The organism is Serratia sp. NCCP-200 (genome assembly GCF_059697885.1).
Genome location: NZ_BAAKUJ010000004.1, coordinates 435574 through 458973, shown reverse-complemented (window position 1 = coordinate 458973; position 23400 = coordinate 435574). Strand labels below are relative to the sequence as shown.

General features: G+C 55.4%; 18 protein-coding genes and 1 riboswitch. Of the genes, 11 read left to right on the top strand and 7 right to left on the bottom strand.

Features of this window, described 5'->3' with window-relative positions; genetic code table 11:
* Positions 1-318: 318 nt before the first annotated feature.
* The gene (locus tag AC6HVW_RS16540; protein WP_071681625.1) at positions 319-1968 is read left to right on the top strand and encodes a Na/Pi cotransporter family protein; all 1650 of its coding nucleotides are present in this window, start codon (positions 319-321) and stop codon (positions 1966-1968) included.
* 64 nt (positions 1969-2032) lie between these two features.
* On the opposite strand, the gene panS is transcribed toward AC6HVW_RS16540, so the two are convergent.
* Together panS and lysC are read right to left on the bottom strand one after the other, a co-directional pair.
* The gene (panS, locus tag AC6HVW_RS16535; protein ID WP_071681623.1) at positions 2033-2953 is read right to left on the bottom strand and encodes a ketopantoate/pantoate/pantothenate transporter PanS; all 921 of its coding nucleotides are present in this window, start codon (positions 2951-2953) and stop codon (positions 2033-2035) included.
* Between the two features lie 259 nt (positions 2954-3212).
* Complete coding sequence (gene lysC / locus AC6HVW_RS16530; protein ID WP_071681621.1) at positions 3213-4580, bottom strand: lysine-sensitive aspartokinase 3; 1368 nt, start codon at positions 4578-4580, stop codon at positions 3213-3215.
* Between the two features lie 110 nt (positions 4581-4690).
* Positions 4691-4884, bottom strand: a riboswitch (Lysine riboswitch).
* Between the two features lie 337 nt (positions 4885-5221).
* On the opposite strand from lysC, the gene pgi reads away from it, so the two are divergent.
* Complete coding sequence (gene pgi, locus AC6HVW_RS16525; RefSeq protein ID WP_071681619.1) at positions 5222-6868, top strand: glucose-6-phosphate isomerase; 1647 nt, start codon at positions 5222-5224, stop codon at positions 6866-6868.
* 63 nt (positions 6869-6931) lie between these two features.
* Here pgi and AC6HVW_RS16520 read toward each other — a convergent pair whose 3' ends face one another.
* Positions 6932-8368: a capsule assembly Wzi family protein gene (locus AC6HVW_RS16520; protein ID WP_497569554.1), complete on the bottom strand. Its 1437-nt coding sequence runs from the start codon at positions 8366-8368 to the stop codon at positions 6932-6934.
* Between the two features lie 224 nt (positions 8369-8592).
* Between AC6HVW_RS16520 and psiE the strand changes: the two genes are divergently transcribed.
* Complete coding sequence (gene psiE / locus AC6HVW_RS16515; protein WP_021180827.1) at positions 8593-9000, top strand: phosphate-starvation-inducible protein PsiE; 408 nt, start codon at positions 8593-8595, stop codon at positions 8998-9000.
* Between the two features lie 88 nt (positions 9001-9088).
* Here the strand turns inward: psiE and malG are convergent, their stop codons facing one another.
* From malG to malE, 3 genes are all read right to left on the bottom strand, one after another.
* On the bottom strand, positions 9089-9979 hold the full coding sequence (malG, locus tag AC6HVW_RS16510; RefSeq protein ID WP_021180826.1) for a maltose ABC transporter permease MalG: 891 nt from the start codon (positions 9977-9979) through the stop codon (positions 9089-9091).
* Between the two features lie 12 nt (positions 9980-9991).
* Positions 9992-11566, bottom strand: a complete 1575-nt coding sequence (malF, locus tag AC6HVW_RS16505) for a maltose ABC transporter permease MalF (protein ID WP_071681615.1) — start codon at positions 11564-11566, stop codon at positions 9992-9994.
* 93 nt (positions 11567-11659) lie between these two features.
* Entirely contained in the window at positions 11660-12856 is a 1197-nt protein-coding gene (gene malE, locus AC6HVW_RS16500; RefSeq protein WP_071681613.1) for a maltose/maltodextrin ABC transporter substrate-binding protein MalE, read from the bottom strand.
* A 354-nt stretch (positions 12857-13210) separates the two neighbouring features.
* Here malE and AC6HVW_RS16495 point away from each other — a divergent pair, with 354 nt between their 5' ends.
* From AC6HVW_RS16495 to ubiA, 6 genes are all read left to right on the top strand, one after another.
* Complete coding sequence (locus AC6HVW_RS16495) at positions 13211-14185, top strand: alpha-amylase family glycosyl hydrolase (RefSeq protein WP_071681611.1); 975 nt, start codon at positions 13211-13213, stop codon at positions 14183-14185.
* Positions 14178-15293, top strand: a complete 1116-nt coding sequence (malK, locus tag AC6HVW_RS16490) for a maltose/maltodextrin ABC transporter ATP-binding protein MalK (RefSeq protein ID WP_059199032.1) — start codon at positions 14178-14180, stop codon at positions 15291-15293. Before AC6HVW_RS16495 ends, malK begins: the two co-directional genes overlap by 8 nt.
* A gap of 29 nt (positions 15294-15322) precedes the next feature.
* Positions 15323-16618 (top strand): maltoporin, encoded by a 1296-nt coding sequence (locus AC6HVW_RS16485; RefSeq protein WP_021180821.1) that lies wholly within the window; start codon positions 15323-15325, stop codon positions 16616-16618.
* A 112-nt stretch (positions 16619-16730) separates the two neighbouring features.
* A complete protein-coding gene (gene malM, locus AC6HVW_RS16480) occupies positions 16731-17633 on the top strand; it encodes a maltose operon protein MalM (RefSeq protein WP_071681609.1) in 903 nt (300 codons plus the stop codon).
* A 301-nt stretch (positions 17634-17934) separates the two neighbouring features.
* Complete coding sequence (ubiC, locus tag AC6HVW_RS16475; RefSeq protein ID WP_071681607.1) at positions 17935-18456, top strand: chorismate lyase; 522 nt, start codon at positions 17935-17937, stop codon at positions 18454-18456.
* 17 nt (positions 18457-18473) lie between these two features.
* On the top strand, positions 18474-19340 hold the full coding sequence (gene ubiA, locus AC6HVW_RS16470) for a 4-hydroxybenzoate octaprenyltransferase (RefSeq protein WP_186486641.1): 867 nt from the start codon (positions 18474-18476) through the stop codon (positions 19338-19340).
* 69 nt (positions 19341-19409) lie between these two features.
* Here ubiA and plsB read toward each other — a convergent pair whose 3' ends face one another.
* Entirely contained in the window at positions 19410-21875 is a 2466-nt protein-coding gene (gene plsB / locus AC6HVW_RS16465; RefSeq protein WP_071681603.1) for a glycerol-3-phosphate 1-O-acyltransferase PlsB, read from the bottom strand.
* A gap of 322 nt (positions 21876-22197) precedes the next feature.
* Between plsB and AC6HVW_RS16460 the strand changes: the two genes are divergently transcribed.
* Positions 22198-22566 carry a diacylglycerol kinase gene (locus AC6HVW_RS16460; protein ID WP_071681601.1) on the top strand — a complete coding sequence of 123 codons (369 nt, stop codon included), beginning with the start codon at positions 22198-22200 and terminating at the stop codon, positions 22564-22566.
* A gap of 123 nt (positions 22567-22689) precedes the next feature.
* A complete protein-coding gene (gene lexA / locus AC6HVW_RS16455; RefSeq protein WP_021180815.1) occupies positions 22690-23298 on the top strand; it encodes a transcriptional repressor LexA in 609 nt (202 codons plus the stop codon).
* The last annotated feature ends 102 nt before the right edge of the window (positions 23299-23400 follow it).

The following is a 23400-nucleotide window of genomic DNA, read 5'->3' as shown; positions in this document are numbered from 1 at the left end:
GCTCTGTTTACCAAGGGGTGAAGTGTGACGATTAGAATAACACTCGTGTGCCAGAGTTCATTGATATTGCACAGTTTTTGCGCGCTCGTGGCCGATTTTCGCCCGAGAGCAGCCAAATTAGGCTACAATTGGAAACTGTTATATTCCGGGTAGTTGCATGATTTCACTGTCGCATTGATTGATAATGCATGGTGCGCTCTCCCTCTAGAGTATTCCTTCTTGATAGCAATAAGCGATTTGCCGCTGTCCTGCTTAACTGGCGTCTGGCAGGCGGGATAGCCTGTGGTGCCTGCCGGGCGTCAATGGAGCGAGCCTTCCGTGTTGACCCTTCTTAATCTGCTTTCCGCCATTGCCATGCTGGTGTGGGGAACCCATATCGTCCGGACCGGCATCATGCGGGTCTATGGCGCCAATTTGCGCCAGGTTCTGAGCAGCAGCATAGAGAAAAAGCCGCTGGCCTTTGTGGCAGGTATCGGTGTAACCGCGTTGGTGCAAAGCAGCAATGCGACGGCGTTGCTGGTTTCTTCTTTTGTGGCTCAAGGGCTGGTGGGCCTCGGGCCTGCGCTGGTGATTATGCTGGGGGCCGATGTTGGCACGGCGATCATGGCGCGGGTGCTGACGTTCAATCTCTCCTGGCTTTCGCCGCTGCTGATTTTTGTCGGCGTGATTTTATTCCTCAGCCGCAAACAAACCCGCGTAGGCCAGATGGGGCGAGTCGCCATTGGCCTCGGTCTGATTGTATTGGCGCTGGAACTGATTGTGGCCGCCGCTACGCCAATCACTCAGGGCTATGGTGTTAAAGTGATCTTCTCGTCGCTGACCGGCGATGTGATGCTCGATGCGCTGATCGGTGCCTTGTTTGCCATTATCAGCTATTCCAGCCTGGCTGCCGTGTTGTTGACCGCGACGTTGACCGCCTCGGGAGTGATTTCTCTACAGGTGGCGCTGTGCCTGGTGATTGGTGCCAACCTGGGCAGCGGCCTGTTGGTGATGTTAAACACCAGCGGCCAGAATGCCGCAGGCCGTCGCGTGGCGTTGGGGAGCCTGTTGTTCAAACTGTTGGGCAGTGCACTAGTGCTGCCGTTTGTTTCCCTGATTGCGCACGGTATTGAGCGGCTGCCTGGTAATGCAGAGGAGCTGGTGATCTATTTCCACATGTTCTACAACCTGGTGCGTTGTCTGTTACAGGTACCGTTGTCAGGGCCGATGGCGCGCCTGTGCGAAACGTGGATTGTCGATGCTCCGACAGAGGATCCCCGTTTGCGGCCACGCCACCTCGACGTCAGCGCACTGGATACGCCAAGTTTGGCACTGGCCAATGCGGCGCGGGAAACCCTGCGGATGGGGGATGTGATAGAGCATATGATGATCCTGCACCATGAGGTATTGCATGGTAAGCGCATCCAGGCCAAAGAAGTTCGTCGTCTGGACGATGACGTTCACGTGTTGTACACCGCGATCAAACTTTACCTGGCGCAGATCCAGAAGGAAGACCTGGGAGAGGCGGATTCGCGCCGTTGGGCGGAGATCATCGAAATGGCCCTCAACCTGGAGCAGGCTGGCGATATTATCGAACGTATGGCTAGTGATGTGGCGGATCAATCGCATGGTGCGCGCAGTTCGTTCTCCGCTGAAGGTCTGGCCGAACTGGACCAATTGCATGAAAAGTTGACCGACAATCTGCGCCTTAGCCTGTCGGTGTTTCTCTCCGGTGATATCACCAGCGCCAAGCGGTTACGCCGCTCCAAGCATCGTTTCCGCATTCTGGATCGTCGCTATGCCCATGCGCACGTCGATCGCCTGCATCAGCAAAACGTGCAAAGTATCGAAACCAGCTCGCTGCATCTGGCGCTATTGGGGGATATGAAACGGCTTAACTCTCTGTTCTGCGCGGTGGCCTATAACGCGCTGGATCAAGATGAGAAAGACGACGACCGTGATTGGGAGGAAAATCCTAGAACGCCGTAACAGGATGAGGGAAAATTTTTGCGTGGGGCGCTACAAGCAGCGCCCCTTGTGAACCTATTTGCTATTAATCCTGTTTCTTGATCGGGCGGCCAGACCAGTAACCTGCCAGCAGTGAACCGGACAGGTTGTGCCATACCGAGAACAACGCACCCGGCAGCGCGGCCAGCGGTGAGAAGTAAATCTTGCCCAGCGTTGCCGCCAGCCCGGAGTTTTGCATACCGACTTCAATAGCCAGCGTACGGCAGGTAGATTCGTCGAATCCGAGCATTTTTCCTCCCCAGTAACCGCCAAGCAGCCCGATGCCGTTATGCAGGATCACCGCGATGATCACCACAAAGCCTACCGAGGCAATATGGCTCTGGCTACCCGCGACCACCGCGCTGATGATAGCCACAATACACACCATCGACAGGGCTGGCAGATAGGGCTCAACCCGCTTGACGGTTTTGGTAAAGCTGTGGTGGACGATCAGGCCCAGCCCAATCGGGATCACCACGATCTGCAGAATGCTGAATAACATCCCCATGATATCCACGCTGATTTCGGCATCGACATACAGGCGCGTCAGCAGCGGGGTGGCAAAAACGCCCACCAGAGTCGAAACGGCTGAAATGGTCACCGATAGGGCGACATCGCCTTTCGCCAGATAGATCATCACGTTGGAGGCGGTGCCGCTGGCTACGCTGCCAACGAGTACCATACCGGCGGAGAGATCCGGCGGCATACGGAACAGCATCGCCAGCAGCCAGGCGGCCAGCGGCATAATCAGGTAATGCAGGAAGATCCCCGCCGCTACCGGGCCGGGGCGCGACAGCACGCGCTTGAAGTCATCCAGGCGCAGGGTGACGCCCATGGCAAACATGATCAGCATCAGCAGCGTACTGACGTAAGGGCTGATACCGGTAAAGGTCGACGGGGTGTAATAGGCCGCAATGGACAGCAGCACGGCCCATAACGGGAATAAGCGTGTGATTTTTGCCAGCATGAGAGAGGTTATCCTTTGCCAATATTGAACGGGTGTGGTGGTGTGTGTTGTTGTGGGCCCAGTTTGCTGAGCCTCTGTAGATTCAGTTAAGGCCAATCAATCTCCCCTCACCCCGACCCTCTCCCGATATGGCGTCCAGGGATGCCTGTTGTACTGTGGTGGGGAGAGGGGGCGAGTTCGGAGCTACAGGTAGGTGCAGATATTAACCTGTGGCACGTTCAGTCCCCTCTCCCTGTGGGAGAGGGTTAGGGTGAGGGGCTTACTCAAACAGATTGTGATGCAGCGTTTGTACCACGCGCTCCGCATCATCACCCGGAACCAGGAAGCACAGGTTATAGCTGCTGGCTCCGTAACAGATCATGCGGATATTGAACGGATCCAGTACGCCGAACACCTCTTTACCGACGCCGCAGGCCTGTGACAGCTTATTGCCGATCAGGGCGACCAGCGCCAGATTTTCTTCCACTTCTACCCGACACAGCGAGGATAATTCGGTGAGTAGGGAGGTGGTTAACAGACTGCCGCCGGTGGTGGTGGAACCGGTGGTATCCATGGTTAATGCCACGCTGACTTCGGAAGTGGTGATCAGATCGACCGAGATATTATGCCGGGCCAGAATGTTGAACACTTCGGCCAGGAAGCCGCGTGCATGCAACATGTTCAGGCTGTGCAGCGTCAGTAGGGTTTGCTTGCGACGTAAGGCCAGCGCGCGGAACAGCGGCGGGTTTTCCGTGGTATTGCACACCAGCGTGCCACCTGCGGCAGGATCTTTGCTTGAGCCGACGAAGACCGGGATGTTGCTGCGCACGGCAGGCAGCAGAGTGGCCGGATGCAGCACTTTGGCACCGAAGGTGGCCATTTCCGCCGCCTCTTCAAAGGCAATTTTATCGATACGTTTGGCGGAAGGCACCACGCGTGGGTCGGTGGTATAAATACCCGGAACATCAGTCCAGATATCCACGCGGCTGACGTTTAACGCTTCACCCAGTAGGGCCGCAGTAAAGTCACTGCCACCACGGCCCAGCGTAGTGGTGCGGCCTTTGGGTTCGCAGCCGATAAAGCCCTGGGTGATCACCAACGCATGTTGCAGGCGCGGCTTCAACAGGGTTTGAGCCAACTCGGTCAGCGTGGCGCTATCGGGCACGGCGCGGCCAAAATGGTCGTCGGTACGCATCACTTTACGTACATCGAACCATTCTGCCTGTACCTTACGGTGGCGCAGAATTTCTACAAACAGCAGGGTAGACATCAGCTCGCCATGGCTGACCAGTTCATCGGTCAGTGCGGCAGAAGTGGCCAGCGCAGCGGCTTCCGACAGCGTGGTGATATTTTCCAGCATGCGGTCGATTTCTTCGCGGATCACCATCGGGTTATCGAGGCGATCGAGAATGGCGTATTGAATGCGGCGGATTTCGGCCAACTGCTCGTTGCGCTTGTCGGCGTCGCAACCCTCAGCCAGGGCTACCAACAGGTTGGTGATACCTGCAGAGGCGGACAAAACCACCAAGCGAACGTCAGGATTAGAAAGTACCACGTCGGCGCTGCGGTTCATCGCCTCGAAATCGGCCACGCTGGTGCCGCCGAATTTGGCTACTACGGTTGCGTTTTGGGGTGCTGCTTGAGTCATGTAAAACCTCGTGTCAGGGACGCCATTCAAATTGGCATTTAATTTCCATAAGCCTTGGCACAAGGGAAGAGCGGTAAACAGGGAGCAGGCGTAGAGGTTGAGGCTACGATACACCCAGAAGCGCCCCACCTTGCTGACTGCACATTCAGAGCAGCCCATGGTGACAACTCAGGGGATTCAGCCCCTGTAGCCGACGTGATGATTGCCGTAAGCATCTCGCCTCGGCGTCGCTCCCCCTCCTGTGCCGTCATCGGATAATGGCTCCTCTGACACTCTACCTGGGCGACGCGCCTCTTCTGGCTTGCACAATGGATATGCAAGTAGGCTGTTAGGAATAACGGGTTTATTGGCTACTGTCAACGGGTAGACGCTGAGGGATTTTCATCTGCGCTCTGGAGGACGCTGAGCGACCGAATATTGCGGACTGCGCATGAAGAGAAAAGCATGATGAGAAGGACGTTTCAGCGTCGTGATAACAGGCTGTTAGGTGAAATATCAGCAGATTGTTGTGGAAAGGTAAAAATGGAGTGCGGCGGCCTGAGAGTTAACGCCTATCGCAAGAAAAGAGATCATAATCACAGTCGAACAGGCTACAATCGGTCCATCACCTCCTATTCATTCTCAAGCATAAGAGCGCCGCTATGAAAAATATCAATCCTAGTCAAACCGCTGCTTGGCAAGCCCTGCAGCAACATTTCGAACAAATCAAAGACGTCCAGATCCGTGACCTGTTTGCTCAGGATAGTGAGCGTTTCTCCAAGTTCTCTGCCACTTTCAACGATCAGATGCTGGTGGATTACTCCAAAAACCGCATCACCGCAGAAACCCTGGAGAAGCTGCAGGCACTGGCGAAAGAAACCGATCTGCAAAGTGCGATCAAATCGATGTTCTCCGGTGAGAAAATCAACCGTACGGAAGATCGCGCCGTGCTGCATGTTGCCCTGCGTAACCGCAGTAACACGCCAATTATTGTTGATGGCAAGGACGTGATGCCAGAAGTCAATGCGGTGCTGGCGAAGATGAAACAGTTCTGCGACCGTGTCATCGGTGGTGACTGGAAAGGTTACACTGGCAAACCGATTACCGACGTGGTCAACATCGGCATCGGCGGCTCAGACCTCGGCCCTTATATGGCAACCGAAGCGCTGCGCCCGTATAAAAACCACCTGAACATGCACTTTGTTTCTAACGTAGACGGCACCCATATTGCCGAAACGCTAAAACCGTTGGATCCGGCGACTACGCTGTTCCTGGTGGCGTCTAAAACCTTCACGACCCAGGAAACCATGACCAACGCCCTCAGCGCGCGCGACTGGTTCCTGAGCACCGCTGGCGATCAGCAGCACGTCGCGAAACACTTCGCCGCGCTGTCTACCAATGGTAAAGCAGTAGCCGAGTTTGGTATCGACACTGACAATATGTTCGAATTCTGGGACTGGGTGGGTGGCCGTTACTCTCTGTGGTCGGCAATCGGCCTGTCTATCGCGCTGTCTCTGGGCTTTGAAAACTTCGAGCAGCTGCTGAGCGGCGCGCATGAGATGGACAAACACTTTGCCCAGACGCCTGCTGAGCAAAACCTGCCGGTGCTGTTGGCGCTGATCGGTATCTGGTACAACAATTTCTTCGGCGCAGAAACCGAAGCGATCCTGCCGTACGACCAGTATATGCACCGTTTTGCCGCTTATTTCCAACAGGGCAACATGGAGTCAAACGGCAAATACGTTGACCGTAACGGCAACCCGGTAGATTACCAGACCGGCCCGATTATCTGGGGTGAACCAGGCACCAATGGCCAACATGCGTTCTATCAACTGATCCATCAGGGGACCAAACTGGTGCCTTGTGACTTTATCGCTCCGGCCATCAGCCATAATCCACTGAGCGACCACCACGCGAAACTGCTGTCGAACTTCTTCGCACAGACGGAAGCGCTGGCGTTTGGGAAGTCACTGGACGCGGTTGAGGAAGAGTTCGCCGCACAGGGTAAAACGCCGGAAGAGGTTAAGCACGTTGCCCCATTCAAAGTGTTTGAAGGCAACCGCCCAACCAACTCCATCCTGCTGCGTGAGATCACCCCGTTCAGCCTGGGTAGCCTGATCGCCCTGTATGAGCACAAGATCTTCACCCAAGGCGCGATCCTCAACATCTTCACCTTCGACCAATGGGGCGTAGAGCTGGGTAAACAGCTGGCTAACCGTATTCTGCCGGAACTGGCGGGTAAAGAAGCGGTGACCAGCCACGACACCTCAACCAACGGCTTGATCAATCGCTTTAAAGCCTGGCGTTAAGTTGCTCTGAATTGCAGCCAATAAAAAACCCGCCATCGGCGGGTTTTTTGACATCTGCAGGGATTACAGATTGATCGGTACTGCCAGGCTGACACCGGCACCCACGTCATCGGCGGTGCTATTGTTGTTATCGGTGTACCACAGGCTGGTATCAAACTTCACCTGGTGAGCGAAGTTATAGCCCCAACCCAACTGAATGCCTTTCAGCGTGTCGGATTTCGGGAATGCCTGGTTAATGCTCTGGTTCAGCGGGTTCACCTTGGCGTACACCAGGCGAGTGCTCCAGCGTTGACCATCGTCCAGCACCAGCTCTACACGTCCAGACAGCATCTGACCGTCACCACCCATCGCGTGGCCCAGCGGGTAACCCTGCTGGTAGTAGCCGTCTTTATAGTTATGATGTGTATAAACATAACCCTTACGGCTCATATCGGCGCGAGTATCAGCCCCTTCGATATACCAGTTGATAACGGTTGGGCCCCACTCTGGGTGACCTTCCAGGCCGAGCAGGTAGGTGTTTTGTGATGGCAGGTAGCCGGCCTCATCTTCCCCCACCAACTGGCCATACAGGCTGACCGGCATACCGATCAATGGCTGCATTTTCAGCTTGAAGTCGAAACCGGCAAGCTGGTTGCCCGGATCGTTACCTTGGCCGGAGTCGTCGTTATCGCGGCCAGCAAAGGCGTCCCAGAATGAACTGAAGGACTGCGGACGACCATCGCCACCCCACTGCATAATGCGTGAGGCACCCAGTTCCAGGAAGTCGGTTGGCATCATGGTCAGACGGCCACCGATCAGTTTGGTGTTAGGTACTGCGGTATATTGTGACAGTTGACCTGCGGTGATCTGATATTGCCAACGACCAATCCAGGACAGCCAAGGCGTTTCAAACGGAGATTGATCGGCACGTTGCAGCATAAAGCCAGCCACTGGGCGTGCCGCGTCGGAACGGATCAGGCTGCCGTCATAGCCAGGGCCCCACCATTGAGAGACTTCACCGAATGACAGCCACTGGTTCCACACTTTGATGGCACCGTATGAGCCGTTCAGGTTGAATTTGGAACCATCAGAGACGCGCTGATCGCCTTCCACGGCACCTTGCAGGCGCACGTCCCAGAACTCACCGTTGGCACCGGCGCCAATGGTCAGGCTGCTGTCGGCATAGTGACTCTGGCCGAAGCCCTGCGGCGTGCCCGGTTTGTCGGTAGAGGTATAACCGGTGACGGTAATATTGGCTTTTAAGTCACCCACCCGGCGCTGTACGCGGTCAATGACGGTTTTTTCTGTGTTGGTCACCGGTTTGGCTTGCGCCAGCACCGAGTTGATCTCTTCCTGACTTAGCGGCCAGGTAGACAGGCTGACGTTAATCACACCGCGATCGGATAACCAGGCGAGGTCATTGCGCAGATCGTTATCAGGAGTCACCAGTCCGCCGGCGTAGCTGGCAAACGAACAGGTGAAAAGGCCTGCCGCGACCAGTGCGTGGAGTTTAGCTCGCATGAAAGTTCCTTTCTAGATTACGGGAATTTGGAGGCATAATGCCTGAGACTACGCCCATGATAGAGGACATTTCAATTTGCTACAAATATATACAAGCGTAATCACTTAATATAACTGATTGAAAATAGGGTAATTCGCCTGAAGATAAGCCATCAGGGCAACTTTAGGAAAAAGCCCATTAGGCATTTTCTGCATTAATAACTGGCCGAACGACGGGAGAAGTCATGGCAAAAACATCACGATCATTGATGATCGCCAAAGGATTACAGCGGGTACTGAACGTAGGGTTGCTGCTGTTGGCGGCGATTCTGGTAGTTTTTTTGGTCAAAGAAACCTTTCATTTGGCGAAAGTATTATTCGTCAGCAATGAGGAGTCTTCTTCGTATCAGCTGATTGAAGGGATTGTGATTTATTTCCTCTACTTCGAATTTATCGCCTTGATTGTTAAATACTTTGAGTCGGGCTATCACTTCCCGCTACGCTACTTTATCTATATTGGCATTACCGCGATTATTCGTTTGATCATCGTTGATCATGAGAACCCTTTCGACACGCTGGTTTATTCCGGCGCCATATTATTACTGGTAGTGACCTTGTATCTGGCCAACACCGATCGGCTGAAGCGGGAGTAGAAATAAAAATGGCGGCCCAGCGAAGGCCGCCAAAGACACAGTTCATAGAGAGAAGCAAAGTACATCAAACGTATTGCAGTGGCATAAATTAACCTTTCACCCCTCCCGCTGTCAGGCCACCGACCAACCAGCGCTGTGCCAGCAGGAATACGGCGGTGATCGGAATGGCGGACAGCACAGCGGCGGCGGCAAAGTCACCCCACAGATAGTTCTGCGGATTGAGGTATTGCTGCATGCCGACGGCCAGCGTGTAGCTGTTCACGTCACGTAACAACAGTGAAGCCACTGGCACCTCGGTGATCGCCGCGATAAACGACAGAATAAACACCACCGCCAGGATCGGAACTGAAAGGGGCAGCAGCACCAGGCGGAACGCTTGCCAAGGCGTGGCTCCGTCCAGGGCGGCGGCTTCTTCCAACGAGTTATCGATGGTTTCGAAGTAGCCTTTTATGGTCCAGACGTGCAGCGCAATACCGCCCATATAGGCGAATATCACACCGCCATGGGTATTGAGGCCGATAAACGGAATGTACTGCCCCAGGCGATCGAACAGGGCGTACAGCGCAACCAAAGACAGCACCGCCGGGAACATCTGGAAGATCAGCATGCTTTTCAGCAGGGTGCTTTTGCCACGAAAACGCATACGGGCAAAGGCGTAGGCACAGGTGGTAGAGAGCGTCACTATTCCCACGGCGGTGATTGCCGCGACCTTAACCGAGTTCCACAGCCATAACAGCACTGGGAAAGGCGGTGGAGTGATACTGCCATCCGCCTGGGTGACGCTCATCCCCAGCGCCAGCCGCCAGTGGTCCCAGGAGATCTGATCCGGGATCAGACTGCCGGTGGCAAAGTTACCAGAGCGTAGCGAAATCGCCACTACCATCAGCAACGGGAACATGATCAGGGCAATAAAGCTCAGCATCAGAATATGGGTGATCCACAGGCGTACGCGCTGGGATTTGGGTTGCACCATGGCCATTGTCGTTCTCCCTTAGTCAAAGTTCATCTTGCTGGCTTTCAGGTTCAGGATCGCCAGTGCGCCAACCAACAGGAAAATCAGCGTGGCAATGGCCGCCGCCAGCCCGAAGTCCTGACCCCCACCGCCTTCAAACGCTATGCGATAGGTGTAGCTCACCAACAGATCGGTATAGCCGGCCGGTGTGGTGGTGCCGATCATGTCTGGCCCGCCGCGGGTCAGCAGTTGGATCAGCACGAAGTTGTTAAAGTTGAAGGCAAAGCTGGCAATCATCAGCGGCGTCAACGGCTTGATCAGCAATGGCAGGGTGATACGGAAGAAATTCTGCATCGGGCTGGCGCCGTCCATTGCCGAAGCTTCATACAGATCGTCGGGAATGGCTTTCAGCAGGCCCATACACAGGATCATCATGTACGGATAACCCAGCCAGGTATTGACGACCAGGATCATGCTTTTGGCGGTGAGCGGATCGGTAAACCAGGCCGGTTTAATGCCGAACAGCGCGTTGAGCATCAGGTTGATTTCACCGAAGCTCTGGTTAAATAACCCTTTGAAAATCAGAATGGAAATAAACGAAGGCACCGCGTAAGGCAGGATCAGCAACACCCGATACACCGCTTTGCCTTTCAGCGCCTCCCACTGCACCACGCAGGCCAGCACCATGCCTACGGCCACGGTGAGGATCACGGTCATCACCGAGAAAATAATGGTCCAGACAAAGATGGAGATAAACGGCTTCTGGATGCCTTCATCGTTGAGCACCCGTAAGAAGTTTTTCCAGCCGATGGTGACGGTATAACCCGGGCTGAGGGTGTCGGTGGCCCAATTACCCTCGGCATTGATGGCCTGATAGAAACCGATATCCGGGTTAGGGCGATACTGTACCTGGGTCTGGTTATCGGTCAGCGTGCCGTCTTTGCCTAGTGAGTATAACGGGCTGGTGCCGGAGAACTGGCGCAAGGAACTCATGCGCAGCTCGCCACCTTCCGGCAGGATGGCGACAAGCTGGCTCAGCGTCTGGCGATTCTGGGTGATCACGCGCAGCGTAGCACGCTCACCGGCAGGCTCTGTGCTTTCGACCGCCAATTTCAATGTTTGTGGCTCGGTGGCGTTGAGGCTGAACGGTTCGGAAATCAGTAACTGACCGCTGTCCGGATGAGTTAATTGCAGACGCCACTGTTGGTTTTCTGCCGGATACAGCCCAAAGGTGAAGGTTTTACCGGTCTGGAACTGGCGTTGCATCAATACCGACTGAGCGCGTTCAAAGGTCAGTTGGTTGGTGCTGCTGTAGTTGGTAAAGGCGATAGCGATGGTACAGATCAGCGGGAACAGGACGAACAGCCCCATCCCGGCGACGCCTGGATAGACATAGCGCCAGGCATAGGCACGGCGGTTGGCGAACACGTAGAGCCCGGCACTGACCAACACCAGCGTCAGGATGGCGAACAGATATTCTCCCTGTGCATACATCACCACAATCAGATAGCAGGTCACCAGGCTGAACAGGCCGACAATCAGCCATTTCAGTAGGTCACTTTGCCACCACTTCGATTTTTTTCGCGCGGGTGTTCCGGCGTGAGCAAGTTGCATAGGGCTTTCCTTTCAGGTGTTACCGCGAGAGGCCAACGGCCTCTCACACAGCAGGGCAAAGGCGGGCATCACAGCCCGCCAATGGCCAGGGTATTACTTGGTGATACGGGAATGAGCATCTTCCAGTGCGGCTTTCACCGTCTGGCGGCCAGTGATGGCGTTGATCACGGCGCTACGCATCGCATACCAGAAGGTACTCATCTGCGGGATGTTTGGCATGATTTCGCCGTTTTGCGAGTTCTGCATGGTGGCGGCTATCTTCGGATCTTTTGCCAACTGTTCCTGGAACGATTTCAGCGCCACGGCACCCAACGGTTTGTCTTTGTTAACGTCAGCCAGGCCCTGATCGGTGATCAGGTAGTTCTCCAGGAACTCGGTCGCCAGTTCTTTGTTCGGGCTGGCGGCGTTGATGCCCGCGGTCAGTACGCCAACGAACGGCTTGGACGGCTTGCCCTGGAAGGTTGGCAGCAGCGTGACGCCATAGTTGATTTTGCTTTGCTCGATGTTGGTCCAGGCCCAAGGCCCGTTGATGGTCATCGCCGTCTGGCCCTTGTTGAAAGCGGCTTCGGCAATCGAGTAGTCGGTATCGGCGTTGATGTGCTTGTTCTTTACCAGATCGACGATAAACTGCAGGCCAGCCTGTGAACCGGCGTTGGCTACGCCCACGTCTTTGATGTTGTATTTGCCATCTTCAAACTTGAAGGCATAACCGCCATTGGCGGCAATGACTGGCCAGGTGAAGTAGGGTTCTTGCAGGTTCCACATGATGGCGCTTTTGCCTTTGGCGCGCAGCTCTTTATCCAGCGCCGGGATCTCTTCCCAGGTTTTTGGCGCCTCTTTAATCAGGTCTTTGTTATAAATCAGCGACAGGGCTTCTACCGCGATCGGGTAACCGATCAGCTTGCCGTCAAAGCGTACCGCATCCCAGGTGAACGGATAGATTTTTTCCTGGAAGGCTTTGGAAGGGTGGATTTCTGCCAACAGGCCCGATTGCGCGTAGCCCCCGAAACGGTCGTGAGCCCAGAAGATGATGTCCGGACCGTCACCGGTAGCGGCAACCTGCGGGAACTTCTCTTCCAGTTTGTCCGGGTGTTCGATGGTCACTTTGATACCGGTGTCTTTCTCAAACTTTTTACCCACTTCGGCCAGGCCGTTATAGCCTTTATCGCCGTTGATCCAGATAACCAGTTTGCCTTCTTCTATTTTGGCGAAAGCGGAGGAGGAGAGCACCAGCGTCGTTAATGCTGAAAGCGCCAGGGTGCGTACGGTTGTTGTCATTGTGCGATTCATAAATCCAATCCTTCTGTAGGGACTGCGGTAAGGAGAGCGGTTACGCGCTAATAGTGGGTCACAACCCGCGGTGTTCTCATCCTCCCCCCGTCTACGCCCCATGCCTGAGTAGTGTGATCCAGCTAGCAAACCGCCCTATTCTGTGGTGTCGGACACGAAAAGACAGGGCTATTTTTGCAAGGAAGATCACAGATTTGCCTTATGGCGGGAACTTTCGCCGCGCATCGTCCTTCTCTCATCCTCCCATCTCCTCCCCCATGAAAAATCCTGTTACGGATGATTACCCCTTCTTGCCGTTACCCCACTATTGGCAACATTGATTTTTACCGCCTAACGCTGCAGGAACCCGGACCTATGTCACCAGTGCGTACCGCCACTCACCCCACGCTGTACCGGATCCATCCGGTCAGTTTCCGCGATGGAAACGGCGATGGTGTGGGCGACATGCACGGCATGATGGCGGCGCTGCCCTATCTGAAATCACTGGCGGTGGACGGGCTGTTATTGCCGCAGGCGTTATCGCCAGAGGCTGGAGCGGAAGTGGCCGGGCACGGGCTGGCACTTTGGCACAGTGAAGGCACTCAGCGTATCTGCCGCAGTGCCGCTCCCGAACAGCACTATGCCCGCAGCGCGTTGGCGCTGGAAGTGGTGCCGTTCAGCTGCGAAAAGCTGGTGGAGGTATTGCATACCCATCGTCACCAGCTGGGCGAAAAAGTCTGGAGCACCGGCGAAATCGATCAGCCGCGGGTGGTCAGCCATTGGGGGCAAGGCGATCTGCGTTCTGCACAGGCTTTCCTGACCCTGCTGGCATTACTGCCCGCACCTATCTGCTTGTATCAGGGCGAAGAGCTGGGCTTGCCACACGCGGCGGATCTGCAAGAACCGCAGGGGGCACAAACCCCGATGCCTTGGCATGAAGCGCCGGAGCAGGTCACCGCAGGAGAGATCCACTGGTACCAACAGGTGGCGATAGAACACCGTGCGCTGGCCATCAGCCGCCAGCAACACGACCACCATTCAACCTTACGTTACTGCCAGGCTCTGTTGGCTCTGCGTCAGCACCCGGTGATCCAATGTGGTGTTCTGAACCAGATCAGCCAGGAAAATGGCGTTATTCGCTTACTTATTACCCATCAGGATCAATGCCTTGAAGCGCTGATCAACCTACAGCCTTATACTCAGCCGGCCGCACCGGCTGAGGCGACCAAGCCTATGGCATGGCAGTACGGTGCGCAGCAAGAGGGTCATCAATGGGTCTTGGCGGGCTTCGGTTCCGCCATCTTTACACGAAATGTTAACTGCGAAAGCAGGGGAGTTACGCATGGCTAGCGTCACACTGCGCAGCGTTTATAAGGCCTTCGGCGAGGTCGTGATTTCCAAAGACGTCAATCTGACTATCGATGACGGCGAGTTTGTGGTGTTTGTCGGGCCATCCGGCTGCGGTAAATCAACGTTGCTGCGCATGATCGCCGGGCTTGAGGATATTACCTCTGGCGATCTGTTCATCGGTGAAAAACGGATGAATGAGGTACCGCCTTCCGAGCGCGGTATCGGCATGGTGTTCCAGTCTTACGCGCTGTACCCGCATCTGTCCGTGGCCGACAACATGTCGTTTGGCCTGAAGCTGGCTGGGGCTAAAAAAGCGGAAATCAATCAGCGGGTTAATCAGGTGTCCGAAGTGCTGCAATTAGCGCATTTGCTGGACCGACGTCCAAAAGCCCTGTCCGGTGGGCAGCGTCAGCGTGTGGCGATTGGCCGTACGCTGGTGGCTGAACCCGATGTGTTCCTGCTGGACGAACCGCTTTCCAACCTGGATGCCGCACTGCGGGTGCAGATGCGCATTGAGATCTCACGTCTGCACAAGCGGCTGCAGCGCACCATGATTTACGTCACTCATGACCAGGTCGAAGCGATGACGCTGGCCGACAAAATCGTGGTGTTGGACGCCGGGCGTGTGGCCCAGATCGGCAAGCCGTTGGAACTCTATCACTACCCGGCCAACCGCTTTGTCGCGGGCTTTATCGGCTCGCCAAAAATGAATTTCCTGCCGGTGAAAGTGACCGGTGTGGAAGCGCTGCGGGTACAGATCGAACTGCCGATGCCCAATCGCCAATTGGTATGGCTGCCGGTTGAGGGGGAGGGCATTGAGGTTGGGGCCAACCTGTCGTTGGGTATCCGCCCAGAACATCTGTTACCGAGTTCCGAGTCTGAAGTGACATTGATGGGTGAAGTACAGGTGGTGGAGCAGCTCGGCAACGAGACGCAAATCCATATCCAAATTCCGGCAATTCGTCAAAACCTGGTTTACCGCCAGAACGACGTGGTGCTGGTAGAAGAAGGTGCAACATTCGCCATCGGCCTGCCGCCACACCGTTGCCACCTGTTCCGCGAGGACGGGACGGCGTGTAAACGGCTGCATCAGGAACCGGGTGTTTAAAGCATCAAGGTCTGTATAACAGGAGAATAATGATGACTACTCTGCGCAAACTTCCTCTGACTCTGGCTGTCGCCGCCGGTGTCTTATCCTCATCAGCGATGGCGGTGGATTTCCACGGCTACGCACGTTCCGGTATTGGTTGGACCGGGAGCGGCGGTGAGCAACAGTGTTTCCAGACCACCGGTGCCAGCAGTAAGTACCGTCTGGGTAACGAATGTGAAACCTATGCGGAACTGAAACTGGGCCAGGAAGTGTGGAAAGAGGGCGACAAGAGCTTCTACTTCGACACCAACGTGGCCTATTCCGTGTCGCAACAGTCTGACTGGGAATCGACCAATCCGGCCTTCCGTGAAGTGAACGTGCAGGGTAAAAACCTGATCGACGCGTTGCCTGGTGCCAACATGTGGGCCGGTAAGCGCTTCTATCAACGTCATGACGTCCATATGATCGACTTCTACTACTGGGACATCTCAGGTCCTGGTGCCGGTCTGGAAAATATCGACCTGGGCTTCGGCAAGCTGTCTGCCGCCGTGACCCGTAACACCGAATCCGGTGGTTCCTTAGGCTATATCGACAATCAACGTGACGAGCGTCCAACCGTCAACGATACCTACGACCTGCGTTTGGCTGGCCTTGAGCTGAACCCAGGCGGTACGTTGGAACTGGGTGTGGATTATGGCCGTGCCAATACACAAGACGGTTACCACCTGGTCGACGGGGCAAGCAAAGACGGTTGGATGTTTACTGCGGAACATACCCAGAGCATCCTGGGCGGCTACAACAAATTCACGGTGCAGTACGCTACCGATTCCATGACTGCGCAGAACAACGGCCGCAGCCAGGGTGCTGCCATTGATAACAACGGCAAGATGATCCGCGTGCTGGATCACGGTGCCATCGACTTCAACGATGATTGGGCAATGATGTACGTTGCCATGTATCAGGACGTTAACCGCGACAATGACAACGGCACCACCTGGTACACCGTGGGCGTGCGCCCAATGTACAAATGGACGCCAATCATGAGCACCTTGATGGAAGTCGGCTACGACAACGTGAAGTCTCAACGTACTGGCGATCGCAACGGCCAATACAAAGTCACCCTGGCACAACAGTGGCAAGCGGGTAACAGCATCTGGTCACGTCCGGCGATCCGTGTCTTCGCGACCTACGCCAACTGGGATGAGAAGTGGGGCTACGCAAACAACGATTCCGGTGCGGGCTACAACGCAGGTACGGCTTATAACGATACCAGCATGCATACCTTCAGCCGTGGTAAAGACAGCGAAGTCACCTTCGGTGCCCAGATGGAAATCTGGTGGTAATACTGGCTTGACGGGAGGGCGCCTGTACGCCCTCCCTCTTACCGTTTAACCGGCAGTAGTGCGCTTGCCTGCCCGCTGCCGGGATACACGCTCAAAGCGAGAGGGTATAACAATGAAAAAAAATCTACTGTCACTCTGCCTATCTCTGGCGTTGACCGTCGGCGCACCGCTGGCGACCTATGCCGATACTCCGGCCAACGTTTCCGTCGCACCGGCCATCAGTGCCGCCACCCTGCAAAGTTTACCTTGGCAGCCGTTGGTACCGCCGGTGACCCAGGATGTCCAACTCAATAATGTCAGCCCACAGATCAATCAGGGCCAGATCCAGGGAGCCGTTGCTGCATTTGCGCTGCCGGCCGATCGGGGATCGCTGGAAATCCAACTGAGCAGTCTGGCCAATAAAAACTCAATCTATGCCCCAAGCGTATTGGTGCTGGATGAACATATGCGCCCGGCGGCCTATTATCCGAGCAGCTATTTCGCTTACCAGCCACCGGGCGTGATGTCTGCCGATCGGCTGGAGGGCACGTTGAAACTGACCCCTGCGCTGGGGCAAAAACAGATCTATCTGTTGGTGTACACCACCCAGCAGGATCTGGCTAAAACCACCATCCTGACCAACCCGGCCAAAGCCTACGCCCAAGGGGTGGGTAACGCAGTACCGGACATCCCGGATCCGATCGCCAGCCACAGCACCAGCGGCACGTTAAAGCTGAAGGTGACGGCAGAACAAGGGGCCAGCAACATCATGATTGGCATGCTGCAATCGGCTCCGGCAACGCCACCGGTCGTGGTGGGTGCCACCGCTCCGGCAGTTGCGGCTCCAGCACCGGTTGCCAGCGCACCGGCAGAGCCGATGCTCAATGACACCGAGGCTTACTTCAATAACGGCATCAAACAGGCAGTCAAGGCGGGGGATATCGATAAGGCGCTGAAACTGATGAATGAGGCTGAAAAACTGGGTTCCACCACCGCTCGTGAAACGTTTATTGGCAGCGTGAAAGGCAAGGGGTAATCCCCCACGCTACCGATGCTGGCTTGATGATTGGTGCGTTTCGGCGCACCTTTTTTCATCTGCCCACCCGCGTTTCCCCACTGATACCGAGCAGAGGGGGACTGCGTGGTGCCAACAGTACGAACTCTCTTGCGTTATGACATCTTCCACTACGACAGCCTGCCGTTTTACCCCCGGATAATGGGGGATGCGTTACGTCACGAATCTGCCTGCCGCTTTTGCATTTCTGCGTTACAATGGATTTCTGTTAACAGTTTGTATGGCTTGGCGCGGCACGCAGCCTCCGGCCTGGAGTAGCATAATGTCTGACATTAGGGATCCCATCCTGCCGCCTATTGAGTGGCTGTCTGAACATTCCTCAATACCTGCCGCCGTTAGCGATTGGCTGATGGAGTTAGGTTCCATGACCCGCCGTTTTGAGCGCCACTGTGGCCGCGTGCAGGTAGAACCACAGCGTGAATGCTTCATCACTCGTGACCAGCTTGCCGAAGAGGCGGTTCATCTGCCACACAGCGAGCGCTATTGGCTGCGTGAAATCGTCTTACTGGGTGACGGGCAGCCTTGGCTGCTGGGGCGTACGGTGATCCCGCAGGAAACCCTGGCCGGGCCGGATCTGGCGCTGGTCGATCTGGGGACGTTGCCACTGGGCCGTTATCTGTTCAGCAGTGAAAGCCTGACTCGTGATTATATCCATGTTGGCCAGCAGAAGGATCTGTGGGCACGGCGTTCTCGTCTCCGTCTGGCGGGAAAACCATTGTTACTGACGGAACTGTTTCTACCGGCCTCTCCACTGTATGCGGTGGAAAAGGGCACTCCGGCATAATTAGGGGAGAAAGAACTTTGGAAGGGAGCGTGATTCAAAGCAAATGGCAGGCCTATTGCCATCTGATGCGCATCGATAAGCCGATTGGCACGCTATTGTTGCTGTGGCCCACCCTGTGGGCATTGTGGTTGGCAGGGGGGGGAGTTCCTTCGCCGTCGGTATTGCTGGTGTTTGTGCTTGGCGTTTTCCTGATGCGTGCTGCGGGTTGCGTGGTGAATGACTATGCCGATCGCGCTTTCGATGGGCATGTGAAACGCACCGCTGGCCGCCCGATGCCGAGCGGCCGCGTCAGCGAAAAAGAGGCCAAGATCCTGTTTGTCTCGTTGGTGCTGGTTTCCTTTGCGCTGGTGCTGACGTTGAACGCCATGACCATCTGGCTGTCGCTGGCGGCTCTGGCACTGGCCTGGGTTTACCCGTTTATGAAGCGGGTGACCAATCTGCCTCAGGTGGTGCTGGGGGCAGCGTTTGGCTGGTCGATCCCGATGGCCTATGCCGCTGTCAGCGAGTCGCTGCCACTGAGCTGCTGGTTGCTGTTTCTGGCCAATATCTGCTGGACGGTGGCTTACGATACCCTGTATGCCATGGTCGATCGTGATGACGACTTGAAGATTGGGATCAAATCCACCGCGGTGCTGTTTGGCCGCCATGACAAGTTGATCGTCGGGTTGTTGCAGTTTGCTACGCTGTTGCTGATGTTGTGGGTGGGCTATCTGATGCAACTGGGGGGCGCGTTTTATTGGTCGCTGTTGCTGGCCGGGGCGTTGTTTATCCATCAGCAAAAGCAGGTGGCTGGCCGCGATCGCGATGCCTGCTTCCGTGCCTTTCTGAATAACAACTACGTTGGCTTGGTGCTGTTCATCGGTATTGCGCTTAGCTACGTGTGATTTGCCCAACGCAAAAAGTAAAAAGGCATCCATTATCGGATGCCTTTTTCGTGGTAACTGGCCTGCGAGTTACTCGTCTTCTTTTACGACTTCAGCCGCCAGCGCTGGGGTATTGGTTTCTTCCGGCATGCTGACGCTTTCGATGGTCAGCTTGATTTCCGGGGTGATAAGATCGCTCAACATGGTGTAAACCTCCATGGTGTGCTCGCGGATCGCATCGCCAATATCATTGATAAAGCCTTCTTCACGCAGCGTCGCCACCAGGGTGGAGAACACCGCCTTATCGAAGAATTCCGGCGCGTTGATGCCGTGCAGCACCGACAGACGCTGGGCCATAATGCGGCTCTCTTTCTCCAGGGCACCCCGGTTGATACTTGGGTTGGCGCTGAGGATCGACATGGTGATGGCATAGCGTTGCAGGGTTTCACGCACCCCGGCGGCCAACAGCTGCAACGGACGGATGCGTGCAGGGTTCAGCACCAGCTCATCGCCTTTGCTACAAATCAGCTGCTGACGTATCAGCTCTTCGATCAGCGGTTGCAGCACTTCGGCTAGCTGTTCTTTGTCGTAACGCAGGAACAGCTCGGCCTTCAGCATCGGATAGATCAGGCTGACCTGACGCAGCAGCTCAACGCGCGACACGCGGCGGTGATGCATCACGATAGAGGCGATTAATGAAGGCAGTACCAACATATGATGGATATTGTTGCGATAGTACGTCATCAGCACCGCCTGCTCGCGCGGCAGAATGATGATGTCACCGATGTTGTCCTTCTCCACTTCAAACTTGTTCATGTTTAAAGCGTGATCCAGCAACTGGTCTGGCGTTTGCGCTGGTACGGTGGCGTCCGGTGCATATGGCACGTTACGCATTAACTGTAAGTAGCATTCCAACTGCTCAAGCAACTGCTCACGGGTCAGCGAACGTTGGCGTGAGGCCAGCAGCGCGGTAGAACACAGGTTCATGGCGTTGGCGGCGGCAGCGTTGTTGATGCGCACCATGATCTGAGCCGCCAGATCGTTGACCGCAGGCGTCAGCCAGCTTGGGCGTTGTGCTTCGATCGGGTCGATAGATTCACGCCAATGCGGGACGTTGTGGTTCAGGTACGTAGTCAACGGCAGCGGTTCACCAAAGTTTACGTAGCCCTGGCCGAGGTTGCGTAGCTTGCGCAAGCCACGCACCATTTGCAGCAGGCTCTCTTTCTCTTTGGTCGCGCCACGCAGCTCTTTGGCGTAAGTCCCTACTTCCATCACGTGCTCGTAACCGATATAAATCGGCACCAGGGTGATCGGACGGGTACCGCCGCGCAGCATGGCCTGAATGGTCATCGACAGGGTGCCGGTTTTCGGTTCCAGCAGGCGGCCGGTACGGGAGCGCCCGCCTTCAACAAAGTATTCTACCGAGTAACCACGGGTGAACAGTTCACCGAGGTATTCGCGAAACACGGTTGAATAGAGTTTGTTGCCCTTGAAGGTGCGGCGGATAAAGAACGCGCCCAGGCGGCGGAAGATCGGCCCGGCAGGCCAGAAGTTCAGGTTAATACCCGCTGCGATATGCGGTGGCACCAGCCCTTGATGGTAGAGCACATAGGACAGCAGCAGATAGTCCATATGGCTACGGTGACACGGCACATAGACGATCTCGTGGCCATCCTGCGCCAGCTGACGCACACGCTCGGCGTTGGTGACGTTGATACCTTGATACAGCCGGTTCCAGGTCCAGCTCAACACGCGGTCGGACAGGCGCACCGTTTCATAGGAGAAATCGGCGGCAATCTCTTCCATCAGCGCAATTGCGTTCTGCTGGGCCTTTTCGTGGGAGATCTTTTTGCTGCGCGCTTCGTCTTCGATCGCTTTTTCAATCGCCTTGGAGGCCAGCAGCTTTTTGAACAGATCCTGACGGGCAGGCAGGCTTGGCCCAACGGCGGCCAGGCGCTGGCGTGCGAAGTGCATGCGTGCGACACGGGCCAGTTTTTGCGCGATGGTCTTATCGGTGCCGTGCTCGGTCGCCATCCGGCGTAGGGACACGGTGTTGGAGAAACGGACAAAGCTGTCGCGCCCCAGCCACAGTACGGCGAAGAACTTCTGTACGCCGTTCAGCAGGCGCAGGTGCGGCGTGCCGTGGCCTTCGCGCCCAGGGGAGCGGCCAAACATCACCGATACCGGCAACATCTGAATATCGAGATCCGGGTTGCTGCGGTGCAGATCCAGATAATCGTGGAACAGTTTTACCGATTCTTCTTTGGGCGTGTAATAACGGAACAGGCGTGGGCCATCGTGGATAAACACGTAGCTTGGCAGCACGGTACCATCGATTTCCAACGGGTTAAGGGGATCGGGCAGATCTTGCGCCAGACACTGGGTGCGCAAAGTGAGTAAATCCGCCTTGGAATTATAAGGTAAAACATACAAAATCGGTCGTGAGGGATCCAACCCTAACTCCGTGACCGGATCTGTTGGGATAACCTTACTTCTTACCAACATTTTTAGTGGTAAGTTCAATATCTTATAATAGATTTTACGCCAACCTGACATGACAACGTGAAGCCTCTTGTTAGCAATTCGCCGCAAGCATACCAGAAACCGGGTAGCAGATCTGTGGCGTTGGGAAATCCACGGCCGTTCACGGCAATGGAAGTGCATAGTTGAATTATACCTGATGGATATCAAATTGGCCGCTCTAGCGCACTCATACGCTCGCGGCATTGGTACGACATAGCTAGGTGATTAAGGTATTCCAACCTTGCTGTATACTGCGCTGCGATAAAAATGTGATTGGGCTGGCAAATCTGTCTGGAACGTTGCGGCTGCAACACGACGGGTACATGATCCATCTTGGAGAAAGGCGTTCTTAACTATGGCAAATCAAGCAACTGGCCTGACGCGTATCATTAAAGCGGCAGGCTATTCCTATAAAGGTTTAAGCGCTGCCTGGCAGAACGAAGCCGCATTCCGCCAAGAGCTGGTGGCGACGGTGGTGGCTATCATCGTGGCGGTTTGGCTGGATGTAGGGGCGATAGCGCGCATCTTGTTGATCGGCTCGGTGCTGCTGGTGATGATTGTCGAAATCCTCAACAGCGCGATTGAGGCCGTTGTCGATCGCGTAGGTTCGGAATATCACGAGCTTTCCGGGCGGGCCAAAGATATGGGTTCGGCGGCAGTATCGCTGGCAATCATTCTGGCGCTGTTCGTTTGGGCTTCGGTACTTTGGCAGCATTTGGCGTGAAAACCAGCGGGTATCGTTGCGATCACGCTCGCTACTTGCTGATTTTTATTTATTCTTCGGTTCCCAATCCAGACTTAGCTGTATATACTCACAGCAAGACTGTATAAACAAACAGGGGGCGGAATGAAAGCACTAACTACCAGACAGCAAGAGGTCTACGACCTGATTCGCGATCATATTTCGCAAACGGGCATGCCACCGACGCGTGCCGAGATCGCAATGCGCCTGGGGTTCCGCTCACCAAATGCTGCAGAAGAGCACTTGAAAGCACTGGCTCGCAAAGGCGTTATCGAGATCATCTCCGGTGCATCACGCGGTATCCGTTTGCTGATGGAAGATGAAGAGGGGTTACCTCTGGTGGGCCGTGTGGCTGCCGGTGAACCTCTGTTGGCTCAGCAGCACATTGAAGGGCACTATAAGGTGGACCCTTCACTGTTCAAGCCTAATGCCGATTTCCTGCTGCGCGTTAGCGGCATGTCGATGCGCGACATCGGCATCCTGGATGGCGATCTGCTGGCAGTGCATAAGACTCAAGACGTACGCAACGGCCAGGTCGTCGTCGCCCGCATTGAAGACGAGGTCACGGTCAAACGCCTGAAGAAACACGGTAACGTCGTCGAACTGCTGCCAGAAAACAGCGAATTCCAACCGATCGTGGTCGATCTGCGCCAGCAGAACTTCACCATTGAAGGCCTGGCGGTGGGTGTAATCCGCAACGGCGACTGGATCTAACCGTTTTACCTCGTATTACAGCCCTTTAAAACGGCAAACCTCGCCCCAACTCTGGGGCGATGTCATTTCTAAGCTACGCTAAAATCCATGCTTGTACGGGAA

Bases quoted from the DNA above. Each gene is read 5' to 3' on its own strand.
- panS (WP_071681623.1), bottom strand. From the start codon at position 2,953: ATGCTGGCAAAAATCACACGCTTATTCCCGTTATGGGCCGTGCTGCTG.
- malG (WP_021180826.1), bottom strand. From the start codon at position 9,979: ATGGCCATGGTGCAACCCAAATCCCAGCGCGTACGCCTGTGGATCACC.
- AC6HVW_RS16485 (WP_021180821.1), top strand. From the start codon at position 15,323: ATGATGACTACTCTGCGCAAACTTCCTCTGACTCTGGCTGTCGCCGCC.
- AC6HVW_RS16460 (WP_071681601.1), top strand. From the start codon at position 22,198: ATGGCAAATCAAGCAACTGGCCTGACGCGTATCATTAAAGCGGCAGGC.
- malK (WP_059199032.1), top strand. From the start codon at position 14,178: ATGGCTAGCGTCACACTGCGCAGCGTTTATAAGGCCTTCGGCGAGGTC.
- lexA (WP_021180815.1), top strand. From the start codon at position 22,690: ATGAAAGCACTAACTACCAGACAGCAAGAGGTCTACGACCTGATTCGC.
- malE (WP_071681613.1), bottom strand. From the start codon at position 12,856: ATGAATCGCACAATGACAACAACCGTACGCACCCTGGCGCTTTCAGCA.
- ubiC (WP_071681607.1), top strand. From the start codon at position 17,935: ATGTCTGACATTAGGGATCCCATCCTGCCGCCTATTGAGTGGCTGTCT.
- plsB (WP_071681603.1), bottom strand. From the start codon at position 21,875: ATGTCAGGTTGGCGTAAAATCTATTATAAGATATTGAACTTACCACTA.
- pgi (WP_071681619.1), top strand. From the start codon at position 5,222: ATGAAAAATATCAATCCTAGTCAAACCGCTGCTTGGCAAGCCCTGCAG.
- malM (WP_071681609.1), top strand. From the start codon at position 16,731: ATGAAAAAAAATCTACTGTCACTCTGCCTATCTCTGGCGTTGACCGTC.
- AC6HVW_RS16495 (WP_071681611.1), top strand. From the start codon at position 13,211: ATGTCACCAGTGCGTACCGCCACTCACCCCACGCTGTACCGGATCCAT.
- psiE (WP_021180827.1), top strand. From the start codon at position 8,593: ATGGCAAAAACATCACGATCATTGATGATCGCCAAAGGATTACAGCGG.
- malF (WP_071681615.1), bottom strand. From the start codon at position 11,566: ATGCAACTTGCTCACGCCGGAACACCCGCGCGAAAAAAATCGAAGTGG.
- AC6HVW_RS16520 (WP_497569554.1), bottom strand. From the start codon at position 8,368: ATGCGAGCTAAACTCCACGCACTGGTCGCGGCAGGCCTTTTCACCTGT.
- lysC (WP_071681621.1), bottom strand. From the start codon at position 4,580: ATGACTCAAGCAGCACCCCAAAACGCAACCGTAGTAGCCAAATTCGGC.